Genomic DNA, 14,121 nt, shown 5'->3' on the forward strand with positions numbered 1-14,121 from the left:
CGCATGGCTGGGCGAACGGCTCGTTCCGCGCCAGACTGGCGGCTACGATTCGACAACGAGACGATAACGGGAAAGATCTCGCCATGACGCCCTTCCTCTTCAACACCACGCCGTCGATCGTGTTCGAGCCGGGCGCGGCCAGGCGGCTGGGGCCGATCGCGGCGAAGACGCTCGGCGCGCGCGTGTTGCTGGTCACCGACCCTGGCCTCCGCGCGCTCGGCCTCTGCGACCCGGCGATCGCCTCGCTGGCCGAGTCCGGCGCCGCCGTCACCATCTTCGACGACGTCGCGGCCGATCCGAAACTGTCGATTCTGGAGGCCGCGACCGACGCCGCCCGATCGGCGGAGGCAACCGGCATCATCGGCTTCGGCGGCGGCTCGTCCCTCGACGTCGCCAAGCTCGTCGCGCTCATCGCCGGCTCCGGCGAGAGCCTCGACAACGCCTGGGGCGTCGGCAACGCCAAGGGCCCGAGGCTTCCGCTGGTACTCGTGCCGACAACGGCCGGCACCGGCTCGGAAGTGACGCCGGTCTCGATCATCACGGTCGGCGAGGAGGAAAAGCGCGGCGTTTCCTCGGCGCTGATCCTGCCGGACATCGCGGTGCTCGACGCCGAACTCACCCTCGGACTGCCGCCGGCGATTACCGCGGCCACCGGCGTCGACGCCATGGTCCACGCGATCGAGGCCTATGCGTCGAAGAACGCCAACAACAACCCACTGTCGAAGATGCTGGCGCGCGAAGCCTTGCGTTTGCTCGGCGCGAATATCGAAGCGGTGATCGCCGAACCGGCCAATGTGGCAGCACGCGGCGCCATGCTGCTCGGCTCGATGCTTGCCGGCCAGGCCTTCGCCAATTCGCCGGTCGCCGCCGTCCATGCCCTCGCCTACCCGATCGGCGGGACCTTCCATATCCCGCACGGCCTGTCCAACGCGCTGGTGCTGCCGCATGTCCTGCGCTTCAACGCCCCCGACGCGGCGCATCTTTATGCCGAGATCGCGGCGGACGCCTTTCCGGCGCTGGAACGCGAGGAAAGCACGCAAGGCCGCTGCGCCGCCTTCGTGGAGGAACTCACCGCGCTGTCGAAGCGCCTCGGCCTGCCGCCGCGCCTGCGCGACGTCGGCATCGGCGAGGAACACCTGGCCAAGATGGCGGCCGACGCGATGAAGCAGCAGCGCCTGTTGGTCAACAATCCGCGCGATGTCTCGGAATCCGACGCGCTGTCGATCTACAGGGCGGCCTGGTAGGCAGGCGCCGGCGGTCCGTCAGCCGCCGGGCCAGGTGTCGGACAAGCGATATCCGCCGGGCCACGGATCGGACGGGTCGAGCATCAGTTGCGTCGTTCCGGTTATCCAGGCCCGCCCGGAGATCGACGGGACGATGGCCGGCCGGTCATCCACCGTCGTCAGGCTCTCGATGCGGCAGTAGAATTGCGATCCGGTGACCGACTCACCGACAAAAGCGTCTCCCGCCTGCATCTCGCCATGCGCCTTGAGCACCGCCATGCGAGCGGAACAGCCGGTTCCGGTCGGCGACCGGTCGAGCTTGCCGGGGCGGATCGCGACGGTGTTGCGCCCCGTGAGGATTCCGTTCTCCCGCGTCACCGGTTCGGTGAACTGGCAGAAGGAAATGTGGTCCCACTCTCCGTTCTGAGGGTGTCGGAAGCCGATCTGCTCGTTTGCGGCGCGGGTGATCCTCATGCCCGCCTCGGCCAGCACTGCCGCGCTTGCCGGGCTGATCCCGAGGCCGGCCTCGGCGGCGTCGACGAGCACGAAGCTGTCGCCGCCATAGGCGGTATCGACGGTCAACGTGCCCAGCCCCTCGACCTCAAGCCTGACGCCGAGGCGGTCGGCGAAGGACGGGACGTTGGTGACCGTGATGCGCTCCGCCTTGCCATCCCGGCAATCGGCGGCGATCTCCACCAGCCCGCCCGGCGCTTCCAGCCGGAAGCGGGTGACGGGTTCGCGCATCGGCACGATCCCGCTGTCGAGAAGAACTGTGGCAACGCAGATCGCATTGCTCCCCGACATCGGCGGCGTATCGGCCGGCTCCATGATGATGAAGCCCATCGCGGCATCGGGGTGCTTCGGCGGTACCAGCAGATTGACATGGCGGAAGACGCCGCCCCTCGGTTCGTTGAGGACGAAATTGCGCAATTCGCCGTCGGTCGCCACGTGGCGGGACTGGTCCCAGAGCGTGTCGCCCGGCGGGGGCGCCACGCCGCCGACGATGACGTCGCCGACCTCGCCTTCCGCGTGGCAGCCGACGATGTGGACGAGTTTGGAGCTGCGCATGCGTCTAGCTCCCGACGTGAAGACAGGGCTCGCCTAGCGCCTCCCAGCGCGGGGTCACGCCAAGGCCCGGCGCGTCCGACGCGCGCATGGTCCCATTCTCCCGTATCGGCGCCCCCTCGGCGATCGAGACGGTACCGTAGGAGTTGAAGTCGGTCGCCGAGAAGCTGAATTCGGCAGGCGTCGATTGCGCCAGATGGGCGATGGTGGCCGTGACGATGTCGCCGCCCCAGGTGTCCTCGATCGTCATCGGCGTTCCGCTGGCGACGCAAAGGTCGCGCATCAGCCGCGCTTTGGTCAGGCCGCCGACCTTCGAGATCTTCAAATTGACGATGTCCATGGCGTCGTCGGCCAGGGCACGCTGCAGCGTCGCGACACTGTCGATGACCTCGTCGAGCACGAAGGGCAGCGGGGTGCGCCGGCGCACCGACAGGCACTCGTCATAGGTCGGGCAAGGCTGTTCGATCACGACGTCGAGGTCTCGGACCGCCAGCACGACCCGCGCCGCCTCGGCTCGCGTCCAGCCGGTATTGGCATCGGCGACAAGAACCTCTCCATCCTGGAGGACCGAACGGGTCGCGCGAATGCGGGCAATGTCCGCGTCGGCGTCGCCGCCGACCTTGAGNATTGGCATCGGCGACAAGAACCTCTCCATCCTGGAGGACCGAACGGGTCGCGCGAATGCGGGCAATGTCCGCGTCGGCGTCGCCGCCGACCTTGAGCTGGAATTTGCGATAGCCTTCCGCCCGGTAGCCCTCGATATTCGCCGCCATCTCCGCCGAGCCCCGCTGACTGATGGCGCGATACAGCGCGACATGCGCCTGCGCCTTGCCGCCCAGCAGCTTCCACACCGGCAGGCCGGCCGCCTTGCCGAGAATATCCCAACAGGCGATGTCGAGCGGCGCCTTGATATAGGGATGGCCACGCAGAACCCGGTCCATATAGGCGTTGACGACGCCAAGGTCGGTCGGATCGAGGCCCAGCAATTGCGGCGCCAGCTCCGCCAGGCCCGCGCGCACGCCGGCCGCGAAGGCCGGCAGATAGGCTGAGCCGAGCGGGCAGCACTCGGCGTAGCCGGTGATGCCCGCATCCGTCTCGACCGCAACGACCGTGCTGTCGAAGATTTCGACGAAATGGCCGCTCGACCAGGTGTAGCGTCCCTCCTTCAACGGAAGGTCGACCTGCCACGCCTTGATGCCGGTGATCTTCATGCGGAACCTCTCATTCGCTGAACTCAGACGACCTGGAATCCCGTCGCAAAGGGATCGCGGTCGTCGATGAAGATGGTGTTGAGACCGGTCATCCTCGCCCAGCCGGCCACCGACGGGATGATCGCCGGCAGGTCGCCGACCCGCGCGTTCTCCTCGACGCGGCCGCGAAACAGCGAGCCGATGATGCTTTCATGGACGAAGTCGTCGCCCGGCTCCAGCCGGCCTTTTGCGACCCATTGCGCCATCCGAGCCGAGGTGCCGGTGCCGCAGGGGCTGCGGTCGATCGCCTTGTCGCCGTAGAAGACGGCGTTGCGGGCGGTCGCCTCCGGCCGGGTGGGCTTGCCGGTCCACAAAATATGGCTGAGACCGTTGATTTCCGGCTTTTCCGGATGGACGAATTGGTAGGCGTCGTTAAGGGCCTGGCGGAGCGCGCCGGACATCTCCACGAGCTGCCCGGCCGAGAACGCCGCCATGTCATCGAAATTTTCCTGGCTGTCCACGATCGCGTAGAAATTGCCGCCATAGGCGACATCGACGGTGAGCCGGCCGAGATGCGGACTTTCCACCTCCAGTCCCTCGCGGAACAGGAAGGTCGGGACATTCGTCAATCGAACCTCGGCGACGTATCCGTCCACTTCGGTATAGGTCGCGACGACCAGTCCGGCGGGCGTGTCGAGCCGGACCACGCCCGGTTCCCGTGGACGGATCAAGCCGTTTTCGAGCGCCATCGTCACGGTGCCGATCGTGCCATGGCCGCACATGGCGAGACATCCGGAGGTCTCGATGAAGAGGATCGCCGTGTCGCAGTCCGACCGCGTCGGGGGATAGAGGATCGCACCCGACATCATGTCGTGACCACGCGGCTCGAACATCAGGCCGGTGCGAATCCAGTCGTATTCGCGCAGGAAGTGGGCGCGCTTCTCGATCATGGTGCTCCCCACCAGCGCCGGCCCGCCGCCGGCGACAAGCCGAACCGGGTTGCCACAGGTATGACCGTCTATGCAAAAGAACGTGTGACGTGCCATTGGGAGAATGCTCCAGAGGGCCGGCTAGAACCGATCGGGCCGGAACGGCGCGACATCGATCGCCGTCGGTCGGTGGGCGACGAGGTCGGCTATGAGGCGGCCCGTGGCCGCCGATTGCGTCAGGCCGAGATGGCCATGGCCGAACGCGTAGAAGACAGTGGGGGCACGCGGCGAGCCCCCGATCACCGGCAGGGAATCGGGAAGCGACGGCCGATAGCCCATCCATTTTTTGCCTCCCGTCGTATCGAGCGCCGGCAGGAAGGCCTTGGCCTTGGCCAGCATGACGTCGGCCCGGCGCATGTTCGGCGGCAGGTGCAGCCCGCCGAACTCCACCGCCCCGCCGACGCGGATGCCGGAGGACAGCCGAGTCACCACGAAGCCGTGGCCGCCGAAGGTCAGATGGCGCCGAAGGTCGAACGCGCCGGGCGGCAGCGTCGTGTTGTAGCCCCGCTCGGTGTCGAGGGGGATCTTGTCGCCGAGCGATGCCGCGAGGCTTTTCGACCATGCCCCCGCCGCGATCACGGCTTGCTTCGCGCGGATCGCCGCCCCGTCGACACAGCGTAGAACCACACCGTCCTCGCCGGGCTCGACCGCCGTCACCTCGCCGGTGCGAAATAAAACGCCGCGTCCCCGCAACTTGTCGGCGAACGCCACGGCAAAATCGTAGGGGTCGGTGACCGACTGCCACTCGGGCAGGAAGGTCCCGTGCGAAAAGCGGGAGTCCAGACCCGGCTGCAATTGGTCGATGGCGTCCCTGCCCACATGCTCGAACCGGATGCCTTCCCGGCCGCGCGCGTCCCAATTCGGACGTGCGGCATCCCGTTCGGCCTCGCTCTCGTAGAGTTCGAGGGCGCCGTCGCTGACCAGCATGTGCGACAGCGACGCCTCCGCGACGTGACGCTGCATCTCGCTCCGCGCGAGTGTCATGAGCGCGACCTGCGCCGCCATCGAGCCCGCGGCCGCGGCGGGAAAACTCGCCCGCCAGAAGCGGAAGAGCCAGGGGGCGATCGGCAACAGGTAACCCGGTCGGATCGTCAGCGGTCCGGCCGGGTCGAGGAGCCAGCGGGGGGCCTTTCGCATGATCCCCGGCGAGGCCAGCGGCAGCACATCCGAATAAGCGAGCGCACCGGCATTTCCGCGGCTCGCGCCGCAGGCGACGTCCTCCCGATCGACGAGCGTCACCGTCAGGCCGTCCCGCACGAGCGCATGGGCGATCGAAACGCCCACGATACCCGAGCCGACAATGGCGACATCGACCCTTTGATCTGGCGATGGATTCATCCGATACCGGCCTCAGACGAAAGACGGAAGTTGCGGGCGGGTCGCGAGAGCGTCGGCGATCACCTTCTCCACCCGCTGGCGCTCGGCGCCTTGGAGCGGCTGACGCGGCAGGCGGACACGGTCGTTTGACTGGATAGCATGGACTTCCGCGAGCTTGATGTTCTGGACGAGGTAGCGCGACACGTCGAGATCGAGGAGCGGTCGGAACCAGCGATAGATGCTGAGCGCCTCTTTGGCGCGCCCCGCCTTCATCAGGCGGTAGATCGCGACCGTTTCGCGCGGAAATGCGACCACGAGGCCCGCCACCCAGCCGATTGCGCCGACCGCCAGCGCCTCGAAGGCCAGATTGTCGACACCGGTGAAGACGTCGTAGCGATCGCCGAGGCGGTTGATGATTTCGGTCGTGCGGCGGATGTCGTCGCAGGATTCCTTGATCGCGACGAAGCGCGCGTCGGACGCGAGGTCTTCCATCATATCCGGGGTCACGTCGACCTTGTAGGCGACCCGGTTGGAATAGATCATCGCCGGAAGATCGCCCGCCTCGACCACCGCCCGCAGCGTATCGAGCGTCTCCCGGCGGTCGGTGAAATAGACAAGGCTCGGGACAATCATCAACCCGTCGGCGCCGACCTTGGCGGCGGCCTTGGCGATGTCGCAGGATTCGGCTGTGGAAGCGGCGGCCACCGTCATCAGCACCGGCTTGCCGTTCGCGGTCGATTTGGCGATCCGCAGAAGTTCGAGCTTCTCCGCCAGAGTCAGCATCGGCCCTTCGCCGAGCGACCCGCAGACGATCAGGCCATCACATCCGGCATCCATCTGGATGCCGAAGCAGCGCTCGTTCTCGGCGGGGTCGAGGTCGCCGTCCTCGCGGAACTTCGTGGTCGCGGCCGGCATTACTCCACACCACATTCTCGTTCTCCCGTCTAAACAGCTTTTGTCGGATAGGGCGTAGGTCGGCGGAGCGACACGGACCCGCATTGCCATGAGCTTGGTGATTGTCCTGATTGGTATTTGTCGATGATCTACCGAAGAATGCGTAGGACGCCGGCGCGACCGTGCCAAGACCCATTTCGGCGAAACCGGGATATCGTGCGCTCTTGGCTCGCCAGGGGTTGCATCCAACATTCAAATTTCTTAAATTACATATCATGAATGTAGATGATTTGATTCAGGCTTCGGAAGAGGCGGCGGATCTGATGGGCAGCCTGTCGCATCCGCAACGGTTGCTCGTGCTCTGCGCACTGGCCGACGGGGAGAAGCCCGTGAGCCAGTTGCGCGAAGAGCTTGCGATCGACCAGGTGCGGATGTCGCAGCAACTCATGCGGCTGCGGGCCGATGGGCTGGTCGAGTCGCGCCGCGTGGGGACGACCGTCTACTACAAGATCGCTCGCAGCGAAATCTTGCTGGTCATCGAAGCCTTGCAAAAGGCTTTCTGCCCGGATGCTTCCGTCAAGCCAGGCTGTGCGGGCCGCGATCGCGGCGAGATCAAGGAAACATCGGCGGCTAACGTAAAGCCCCTGCCGCTCCCCCGGCGATCGCGGACGAAGTCTTGATGATCTCCGGAAAAGGTGGCGTCCCCGCGAAGAATGACGCCGGACGCTCGCTCGGCCGCCGCGCCCCGATCGTCGGGCGTGCGGCCGCGGCTCACGATGCCAAGCGTATCAACGCAAGAAATTCTTCCGCGCTGATTTTCGCGGACTGCTCCAGCCCATTCTGAATCTGGAAAGGAAAGATAGCCAATGACGCTTACGCGACACAGCCCCTCCCGCGGCAAGGGAAGTCCCGACATCTGGGGCTTCTATGAGGAAGACACCGGCTCCATCCAGTATGTCTGCGCCGACCCGGCCACGCGCAAAGCGGCGTTGATCGACGTCGTGCTGAACTTCGATCCGAGCGAGGCGCAGACATCGACCGACAGCGCCGACGAGATTCTCGCCCATGTGAAACGGGAAGGCCTGGAGGTCGAGTGGATTCTCGACACCCATCCGCATGCCGATCACATGATGGCCTCGGCCTATCTGAAGGAGAAACTCGGCGCGCCAACCGCCATCGGGGCGAAGGTCAAGGAAATCGCCTCGCTCTGGGAAGGCCTCTACAACTTGCCCGGCGGCTTCGATCCCGAGCGGGACATCGATGTCCTCTGGGACGACGGAGCGAGTTTCAAGATCGGCGAACTGGACGTCCGGGTGATGCTGTCGCCAGGCCATACACTCGGCTCGATCACCTATGTCGTCGCCGACGCCGCTTTCGTCCATGATACGTTGATGTACCCCGACAAGGGCTCGTCGCGCGCGGACTTTCCGGGCGGTTCGGCCAAGGAGCTCTGGGGCTCGATCCAGGCAATTCTGGCGCTTCCCCGCGACACGCGCCTGTTTGTCGGCCATGACTATGGCTCGGACGAGCGCGACGGGCCGGCCTGGGAAGCCACCGTCGACGAGCACAAGCGCGGCAACGTCCACGTCAAGGACGGGACGTCCGAGAGCGCGTTTATCCAGACGCGCGAGAAGCGGGATCGCACACTCCCCCTCCCCGATCGGATGCTCCACGCCCTGCAGGTGAATTTGCGCGGCGGCCGGCTGCCGCCCGCCGAAGACGACGGCAACCACTATTTCAAGATTCCCGCAAACCGGTTCCAAGGAGGCAATTGATGGCCATGGGTATTAAAGACTTCATCGCCGCCGCAATGGCGACGGCAGGCTCTGTCTCGCCGCGCGACGCGCATGGCGCCGACGCCGTCATCCTGGATGTGCGCGAGGCCGGAGAACTCGCGCAGACCGGCCGCGTCGCCGGGTCTGTCCACGTTCCCCGTGGGTTTTTGGAAGCGCGCGCCGATCCCTCGGCCGAGACCGCCGATGCCGGATTGACCGCGGCGCTGGACAAGAACCAGCCGGTCTATGTGCTGTGCGCTTCCGGCGCTCGCGCGGCCATGGCAGCGAAGACGCTCACCGACATGGGCTACACCGCCAAGAGCATCGAGGGCGGCTTGAAAGGCTGGCGCGAATGCGGCCTGCCGGTCGAGACGCGCTGATACCTCTCTGAGTCCGTCAAGAACCAACAGGAGCGCCTGCCGAGCTGGTGGGCGCTCCACTGCCGCCGAAAGCTTGCCCGATGGCCCTCGACCTCTCCCAGTATCTGCTCGGCGCCTTTTCAGGCTCGCTCGTCGGCTTCACCCTCGGCTTGTTCGGCGGCGGCGGCTCGATCCTGGCGGTGCCGCTTCTGGTCTATCTCGTCGGCGTGCCCGGCGCGCATATGGCGATCGGCACCAGCGCCCTGGCGGTCGCCGCCAATGCCGCGGCGAACCTCATCAGCCACGCCCGTCATGGCAATGTGAAGTGGCGTTGCGCCGCGCTCTATAGCGGCGCCGGCGTCCTCGGCGCGCTCGGCGGCGCGGCCGTCGGCAAGGCCATCGACGGTCAGCAATTGCTGTTTCTGTTCGCCATCCTGATGCTCGTCGTCGGGGTCTTGATGTTCCGCCGCCGGGGCAGCACGGGCGATGCCGGCGCCGAGTGCAACCGCGAGAACGCGCCGAAAGTGCTGGGCTTCGGCGCCGTCACCGGCGCCTTCTCGGGTTTCTTCGGCATCGGCGGTGGTTTTCTGATCGTCCCGGGGCTGATCGCCTCCACCGGCATGCCGATCCTCAACGCGGTCGGCTCCTCGCTGGTCGCCGTCGCCGCTTTCGGCCTGACCACCGCCTTGAGCTACGCCTTTTCCGGTTACGTCCTGTGGACGCTCGCCCTCGTCTTCATCGCCGGGGGGATCGCCGGCGGCCTGGTCGGCGCCACCGCCGCGCGGGGGCTCGCGGAGAAGAAGGGCGCGCTGAACATGGCCTTCGCCGGGCTGATCTTCGTGGTCGCCGTCTATATGCTCTACAAGAGCACCATGACCTGGCTGGCTTAGAGTCGCGAGGCTCCAGCCGGCGTCTTCGTCTGCGCGCAGCTTGGCGCGAAGCTTCGGCCTGATGATGCGGGCCGCCTCGGTGGCGGCCCATTTTCCAGATGCTTTGCAAGAAGAGGCGCTCTCATGGTCCCGGTCCAGCTATCGTATTATTCCGACATCCTGTGCATCTGGGCCTATGCCGCTCAGCGCCGCCTCGAGGCACTGGTGGAGAAATTCGGCGCCGACCTCGCGATCGACGCGCATTTCTGCCCTGTCTTTCCCGACGCCTGGGGCAAGATCGAGACGAACTGGAAGCATCGTGGCGGCTTTGAGGGCTTCAATCGGCACATCAACGAGGTGGCGAAGAAGTTTCCCCACATCGAGGTTCACGAGCGCCTGTGGCTCGAAACCCGGCCGCGAAGTTCTGCAAGCGCCCACCTGTTCGTCAAGGCTGTCGAACTGGTCGAAGCCGACGCGACGGGCGGCGAGGCCGAACAACTGCCTTATCTCGACCGGCTTTCCACACGCGCCAGTTGGGAGTTGCGCCGCGCCTTCTTCGCGTCGGCGAAGGATATTTCCGACTGGCGGGTCCACGAGGAGATCGCCGATCGTCTCGGCATCGACTACAGCAGCGTCGACCGCAAGATCCGATCCTCCGAAGCGCTGGCGCAGCTTGCCGCCGACGACCAGATGAGCCGCAAGCACGGCGCCGAGGGCAGCCCTACCTTCCTGCTCAACGAGGGCCGGCAAAAGCTGTTCGGCAATGTCGGCTACCGACTGCTCGAGGCGAATGTCCACGAACTGTTCCACAACAAGGCGGCAAACGACGCCAGCTGGTGCTGAGACGCCGCCCGACCGGGCTCGGCACCGCCCATCAAACGATGGCGTTTCGGACGGCGCGAGCGCGTTCGTCATCCCGGTAGGGTTTTCGCAGGAAAGGCTTGAGGGCATCGTCACCCGCGGAGGCAACAATCTGGCCGCCATAGCCGGAGGTGAACAAGACCTTCAATTCCGGACGCCGGCGCTGCGGGTCAGCGCCTGTGTTTAACCTGCACTGAAGCGGCGCAGATCGTCTGCGTCTGCAACCGTCAAGCCGCAGCCTCGAACCGTCTCTGCCACTGACGAGACCAGACCAGCGTTTCTGCCTGCCAGCGTGCCATCCGGCCGGAATAGATTGTTCTCGAAACCGACCCGCGCGTGCCCTCCGAGGAGCGCCCCCGCCGTTACGCAGGCCGTTTCATGCCGGCCGAAGGCACAAACGCTCCAGTGTGCGAAGCGCGGCATTCCGGGTGCCAGGAACGGCAGGAGGTCCGCCGGCGTCGACGTCTGGCCGACGCTGTAACGGCCGAGCACGTAAAGGACGGGAATGCGATCGAAGGGAACGAGGCCTCGCCGCCACATGGCGTCGAGCCGCAGTGCCTCATCCGGCGCGTAGAGAATGATCTGGGGGGCGACGCGCTCGCGCTTCAACCAGGCGAGCAAATCGGCGAACGCCGCTTCCTCGCTGTCGTCGGGCACGAGCTCGCGCAGCGCCAGCGACACCGCCTCGGGCTTGACCTCGCGCACCACGCTTCGCTGCTCGGCGGGCGTATAGATCCCCAGAGCTTCGCTGGTGATCTGAATGACCATGCGATCGCCCACCACCTTGTGAATAGCCGCGATGGCGTCGCGATAGGCGCCGGCGTCGAGGAGATGTGTCCCATCTAATCTTCGTACGTGGACGTGGATCATCGCCGCGCCGGCGTCCAGGCACTCGGCCGCGGTGTGCGCCAGTTCCCGCGGCGTCAGCGGAATGGCCGGATGGTCGGCCTTGATGCGACGTCCGCCATTGGGAGCGACCGCGATGGCGACGGGCTGCGGGAAAGAGAGGGATTCCATTTGGGCTACTCGCTTGAACGATGACCTGTTTGAATCTTTTCTATCATCACTGAAACATTTGTTGCAATGATCGTCGCTGCGGCGTACAGCTGACAACCATGGATCAGGGACCTCTTACCAAAGAGATCGTCAAGGCGTTCGGCGCAATGTCGCCGCAGCTCCAGACGGCGGCGCGATACGTGCTCGACCACCCCAGCGATGTGGCCCTCCTGTCGATGCGGGAGCAGGCCCGGCAAGCCGGCGTCCAGCCCGCGACCATGACGCGTCTCGCCAAGCATCTGGGCCTGGACGGGTTCGACGACATCCGAGAAATATATGCGGCCGCCGTACGGGACGGGCACCTTGGCTTTGCCGGCAAGGCCGGGGCGCAGGTCGCGGGCCAGAAGCTGCGGGGCGACAAGGCTCTCGCGGCCGAGATGCTGACGTCCATCGGGCGTCAGATCGAGGCGCTCCGGTCGCCGGACAATCTGGAACGCATCGCCGCCGCCGCCAAGGTGCTCGCCGCGGCACGTCGGGTCTACTGCCTCGGCTTGCGCTCCAGTCACGCGGTCGCCTGGCACTTTCATTACGTGCTGACACTGATCGGAGAGCGCTCGATCCAACTCGACGGGATCGCCGGCACCGGCGCCGACGCATTGGCCACCGCTACGGCGGAGGATGTCCTTCTCGTCACGAGCGTCCAGCCCTATACGCGCCAGACGGTCGAACTCGCCGAGCATGCCTCTCGGCGTGGCGTGAAAATCGTCGCGATCACCGACAGCGCGGTCGCCCCGCTCGCGCAAACCGCGACCTGCGTGATGGTCGTACCGACGAGCAGCCCGTCCTTTTTCCACACCATGGCGCCTGCCTTCGTGATCGCCGAGATCCTCGCCGCGATCATGGCCGGCCATGACGACGACGCGGCTCTCGCGGCGCTGCGTCGGACCGACGAACACCTTGCGTCCCTCAACATCCACCTGAAGCCGAAGCAGGCAAAGAGACCGTCATGAGCCACATTCTCCACCGTGCCGCCAATGCCGTGATGCCCGTCGCCGTCGCGGGGCGAGGCATCGAGCTGTTCGATCGCGACGGCAAGAGTTACATCGATGCTTCGGGGGGCGCGGCCGTCTCCTGCCTCGGCCATGGCCATCCTGACGTCATCGCCGCGCTCCACAAGCAGCTCGACACGATCGCCTACGCCCATACCGGCTTCTTCACGACCGAGGTCGCCGAGCGTTTGGCCGATCGCCTCGTTGAGGACGCGCCGGACGGGCTCGACCACGTCTATCTCGTCAGCGGGGGCTCGGAGGCCGTCGAGGCGGCGCTCAAGATGGCGCGCCAGTATGTCGTGGAGAAGGGCGAACCCAAGCGCCGCCATATCATCGCACGCAAGCAGAGCTACCATGGCAATACGCTCGGTGCCCTGGCGACGGGCGGCAATGAGTGGCGTCGGGCGCAGTTCCGCCCGCTACTGATCGAAACCCACCACATCGACGCCTGCTACGCATACCGTCTGCGCGAAGACGGCGAGAGCGACGCCGACTACGCCGCCCGTTCCGCCCGGCAGCTGGAAGACAAGATCCTGGAACTCGGCGCCGACGAGGTCATCGCCTTCGTCGCCGAGACCGTGGTCGGCGCGACCGCCGGGGCCGTGCCGCCGGTCGGCGATTATTTCAAACGCATCCGCGAGATATGCGACCGCTACGGCGTCCTTTTGATCCTCGACGAGGTCATGTGCGGCATGGGCCGGACGGGCACGCTGCACGCCTGCGAGCAGGACGGCGTCGCGCCGGACCTGATGACCATCGCCAAGGGCCTCGGCGGTGGCTACCAGCCGGTCGGCGCGGTGCTTGTGTCGGCACAGATCTTCGAGGCCTTTTCGAAGGGCTCGGGCTTCTTCCAGCACGGCCATACCTATATGGGCCATCCGATGGCCGCAGCCGCGGGCCTTGCCGTTCAGGACATCATCCGCCGCGACGGTCTCCTCGATAACGTCGTGGCCATGGGCGAGTGCCTGAACCGGCGCCTCGTCGAGCGGTTCGGCAATCACCATCACGTCGGCGACATCCGCGGGCGTGGCCTGTTCCGGGGCATCGAGCTGGTCCGCGACCGCTCGACCAAGGAGCCCTTCGACCCGAAGCTGAAGCTCCACGCCCTTATCAAGCGCGAGGCGATGGGGCGTGGGCTGATGGTCTATCCGATGGGCGGTACGATCGATGGCGTCCAAGGTGATCATGTCCTCCTCGCGCCACCGTTCATTGTCGACGAAACCCAGATAGCAACGATCGTCGAGCGTCTCGGCGACGCCATCGATGCGGCTCTCGAAGGCCTGCCGGGCAACCTTACGCGGTAAGGAGAAGATTCCGCATATTATACTTGCCATACCCACATCGATCATCTATGTAGGGTCCACACGGAGTTAGGTCGATGTCGGGGCTTTCAAACCGCCACTTCCACGACGAAGCCGCCGCCTACGGTAGTGTCCGCTTTGATGGTGGAAAATCGGACCTCGAATGGTGTGACGGAAGTGGCCACCGGATTGGCCGGCTAAGGTGGAGTTGCGAGACTTCAACCTGACCGGAG

13 protein-coding genes and 1 pseudogene are annotated in these 14,121 nt (G+C 65.8%); 8 read left to right on the plus strand and 6 right to left on the minus strand.

Annotated elements, in window-relative coordinates:
* Positions 1-83 precede the first annotated feature (83 nt).
* Complete coding sequence (locus VSX60_RS02050) at positions 84-1,244, plus strand: iron-containing alcohol dehydrogenase (RefSeq protein WP_327622462.1); 1,161 nt, start codon at positions 84-86, stop codon at positions 1,242-1,244.
* Positions 1,245-1,262: 18 nt separating this feature from the next.
* Here VSX60_RS02050 and VSX60_RS02055 read toward each other — a convergent pair whose 3' ends face one another.
* The 5 genes and pseudogenes from VSX60_RS02055 to VSX60_RS02075 form a co-directional block, all read right to left on the minus strand.
* Entirely contained in the window at positions 1,263-2,291 is a 1,029-nt protein-coding gene (locus VSX60_RS02055) for a trans-3-hydroxy-L-proline dehydratase (protein WP_327622463.1), read from the minus strand.
* Between the two features lie 4 nt (positions 2,292-2,295).
* A pseudogene (locus tag VSX60_RS02060) lies at positions 2,296-3,499 on the minus strand (mandelate racemase/muconate lactonizing enzyme family protein).
* 23 nt (positions 3,500-3,522) lie between these two features.
* On the minus strand, positions 3,523-4,524 hold the full coding sequence (locus VSX60_RS02065) for a 4-hydroxyproline epimerase (RefSeq protein ID WP_327622464.1): 1,002 nt from the start codon (positions 4,522-4,524) through the stop codon (positions 3,523-3,525).
* A 24-nt stretch (positions 4,525-4,548) separates the two neighbouring features.
* Positions 4,549-5,805, minus strand: a complete 1,257-nt coding sequence (locus VSX60_RS02070; RefSeq protein ID WP_327622465.1) for an NAD(P)/FAD-dependent oxidoreductase — start codon at positions 5,803-5,805, stop codon at positions 4,549-4,551.
* A gap of 12 nt (positions 5,806-5,817) precedes the next feature.
* On the minus strand, positions 5,818-6,714 hold the full coding sequence (locus tag VSX60_RS02075) for a dihydrodipicolinate synthase family protein (protein WP_327622466.1): 897 nt from the start codon (positions 6,712-6,714) through the stop codon (positions 5,818-5,820).
* Positions 6,715-6,902: 188 nt separating this feature from the next.
* Here VSX60_RS02075 and VSX60_RS02080 point away from each other — a divergent pair, with 188 nt between their 5' ends.
* From VSX60_RS02080 to VSX60_RS02100, 5 genes are all read left to right on the plus strand, one after another.
* Positions 6,903-7,358, plus strand: a complete 456-nt coding sequence (locus VSX60_RS02080; protein WP_327622467.1) for an ArsR/SmtB family transcription factor — start codon at positions 6,903-6,905, stop codon at positions 7,356-7,358.
* Between the two features lie 186 nt (positions 7,359-7,544).
* The gene (locus tag VSX60_RS02085) at positions 7,545-8,453 is read left to right on the plus strand and encodes an MBL fold metallo-hydrolase (protein ID WP_327622468.1); all 909 of its coding nucleotides are present in this window, start codon (positions 7,545-7,547) and stop codon (positions 8,451-8,453) included.
* Positions 8,453-8,833, plus strand: coding sequence for a rhodanese-like domain-containing protein (locus VSX60_RS02090; protein WP_327622469.1), 381 nt, complete (start codon positions 8,453-8,455; stop codon positions 8,831-8,833). Before VSX60_RS02085 ends, VSX60_RS02090 begins: the two co-directional genes overlap by 1 nt.
* A gap of 80 nt (positions 8,834-8,913) precedes the next feature.
* On the plus strand, positions 8,914-9,702 hold the full coding sequence (locus VSX60_RS02095) for a sulfite exporter TauE/SafE family protein (RefSeq protein WP_327622470.1): 789 nt from the start codon (positions 8,914-8,916) through the stop codon (positions 9,700-9,702).
* Positions 9,703-9,825: 123 nt separating this feature from the next.
* Positions 9,826-10,524, plus strand: coding sequence for a DsbA family oxidoreductase (locus VSX60_RS02100; protein WP_327622471.1), 699 nt, complete (start codon positions 9,826-9,828; stop codon positions 10,522-10,524).
* Positions 10,525-10,725: 201 nt separating this feature from the next.
* Here the strand turns inward: VSX60_RS02100 and VSX60_RS02105 are convergent, their stop codons facing one another.
* The gene (locus VSX60_RS02105; protein ID WP_327622472.1) at positions 10,726-11,559 is read right to left on the minus strand and encodes a 3-keto-5-aminohexanoate cleavage protein; all 834 of its coding nucleotides are present in this window, start codon (positions 11,557-11,559) and stop codon (positions 10,726-10,728) included.
* Between the two features lie 98 nt (positions 11,560-11,657).
* Here VSX60_RS02105 and VSX60_RS02110 point away from each other — a divergent pair, with 98 nt between their 5' ends.
* Both VSX60_RS02110 and VSX60_RS02115 read left to right on the plus strand, forming a co-directional pair.
* Positions 11,658-12,548 carry a MurR/RpiR family transcriptional regulator gene (locus VSX60_RS02110; protein WP_327622473.1) on the plus strand — a complete coding sequence of 297 codons (891 nt, stop codon included), beginning with the start codon at positions 11,658-11,660 and terminating at the stop codon, positions 12,546-12,548.
* Positions 12,545-13,891: an aspartate aminotransferase family protein gene (locus tag VSX60_RS02115; RefSeq protein WP_327622474.1), complete on the plus strand. Its 1,347-nt coding sequence runs from the start codon at positions 12,545-12,547 to the stop codon at positions 13,889-13,891. Before VSX60_RS02110 ends, VSX60_RS02115 begins: the two co-directional genes overlap by 4 nt.
* Positions 13,892-14,121 lie beyond the last annotated feature (230 nt).

It is taken from the genome of Aurantimonas sp. A3-2-R12, from assembly GCF_036016755.1.
Taxonomy (GTDB): domain Bacteria; phylum Pseudomonadota; class Alphaproteobacteria; order Rhizobiales; family Rhizobiaceae; genus Aurantimonas; species Aurantimonas coralicida_A.

Coding starts and splice junctions, on each gene's coding strand:
- VSX60_RS02070 (WP_327622465.1), bottom strand. CDS start 5,805: ATGAATCCATCGCCAGATCAAAGGGTCGATGTCGCCATTGTCGGCTCG.
- VSX60_RS02050 (WP_327622462.1), top strand. CDS start 84: ATGACGCCCTTCCTCTTCAACACCACGCCGTCGATCGTGTTCGAGCCG.
- VSX60_RS02105 (WP_327622472.1), bottom strand. CDS start 11,559: ATGGAATCCCTCTCTTTCCCGCAGCCCGTCGCCATCGCGGTCGCTCCC.
- VSX60_RS02100 (WP_327622471.1), top strand. CDS start 9,826: ATGGTCCCGGTCCAGCTATCGTATTATTCCGACATCCTGTGCATCTGG.
- VSX60_RS02095 (WP_327622470.1), top strand. CDS start 8,914: ATGGCCCTCGACCTCTCCCAGTATCTGCTCGGCGCCTTTTCAGGCTCG.
- VSX60_RS02055 (WP_327622463.1), bottom strand. CDS start 2,291: ATGCGCAGCTCCAAACTCGTCCACATCGTCGGCTGCCACGCGGAAGGC.
- VSX60_RS02090 (WP_327622469.1), top strand. CDS start 8,453: ATGGCCATGGGTATTAAAGACTTCATCGCCGCCGCAATGGCGACGGCA.
- VSX60_RS02110 (WP_327622473.1), top strand. CDS start 11,658: ATGGATCAGGGACCTCTTACCAAAGAGATCGTCAAGGCGTTCGGCGCA.
- VSX60_RS02085 (WP_327622468.1), top strand. CDS start 7,545: ATGACGCTTACGCGACACAGCCCCTCCCGCGGCAAGGGAAGTCCCGAC.
- VSX60_RS02075 (WP_327622466.1), bottom strand. CDS start 6,714: ATGTGGTGTGGAGTAATGCCGGCCGCGACCACGAAGTTCCGCGAGGAC.
- VSX60_RS02065 (WP_327622464.1), bottom strand. CDS start 4,524: ATGGCACGTCACACGTTCTTTTGCATAGACGGTCATACCTGTGGCAAC.
- VSX60_RS02115 (WP_327622474.1), top strand. CDS start 12,545: ATGAGCCACATTCTCCACCGTGCCGCCAATGCCGTGATGCCCGTCGCC.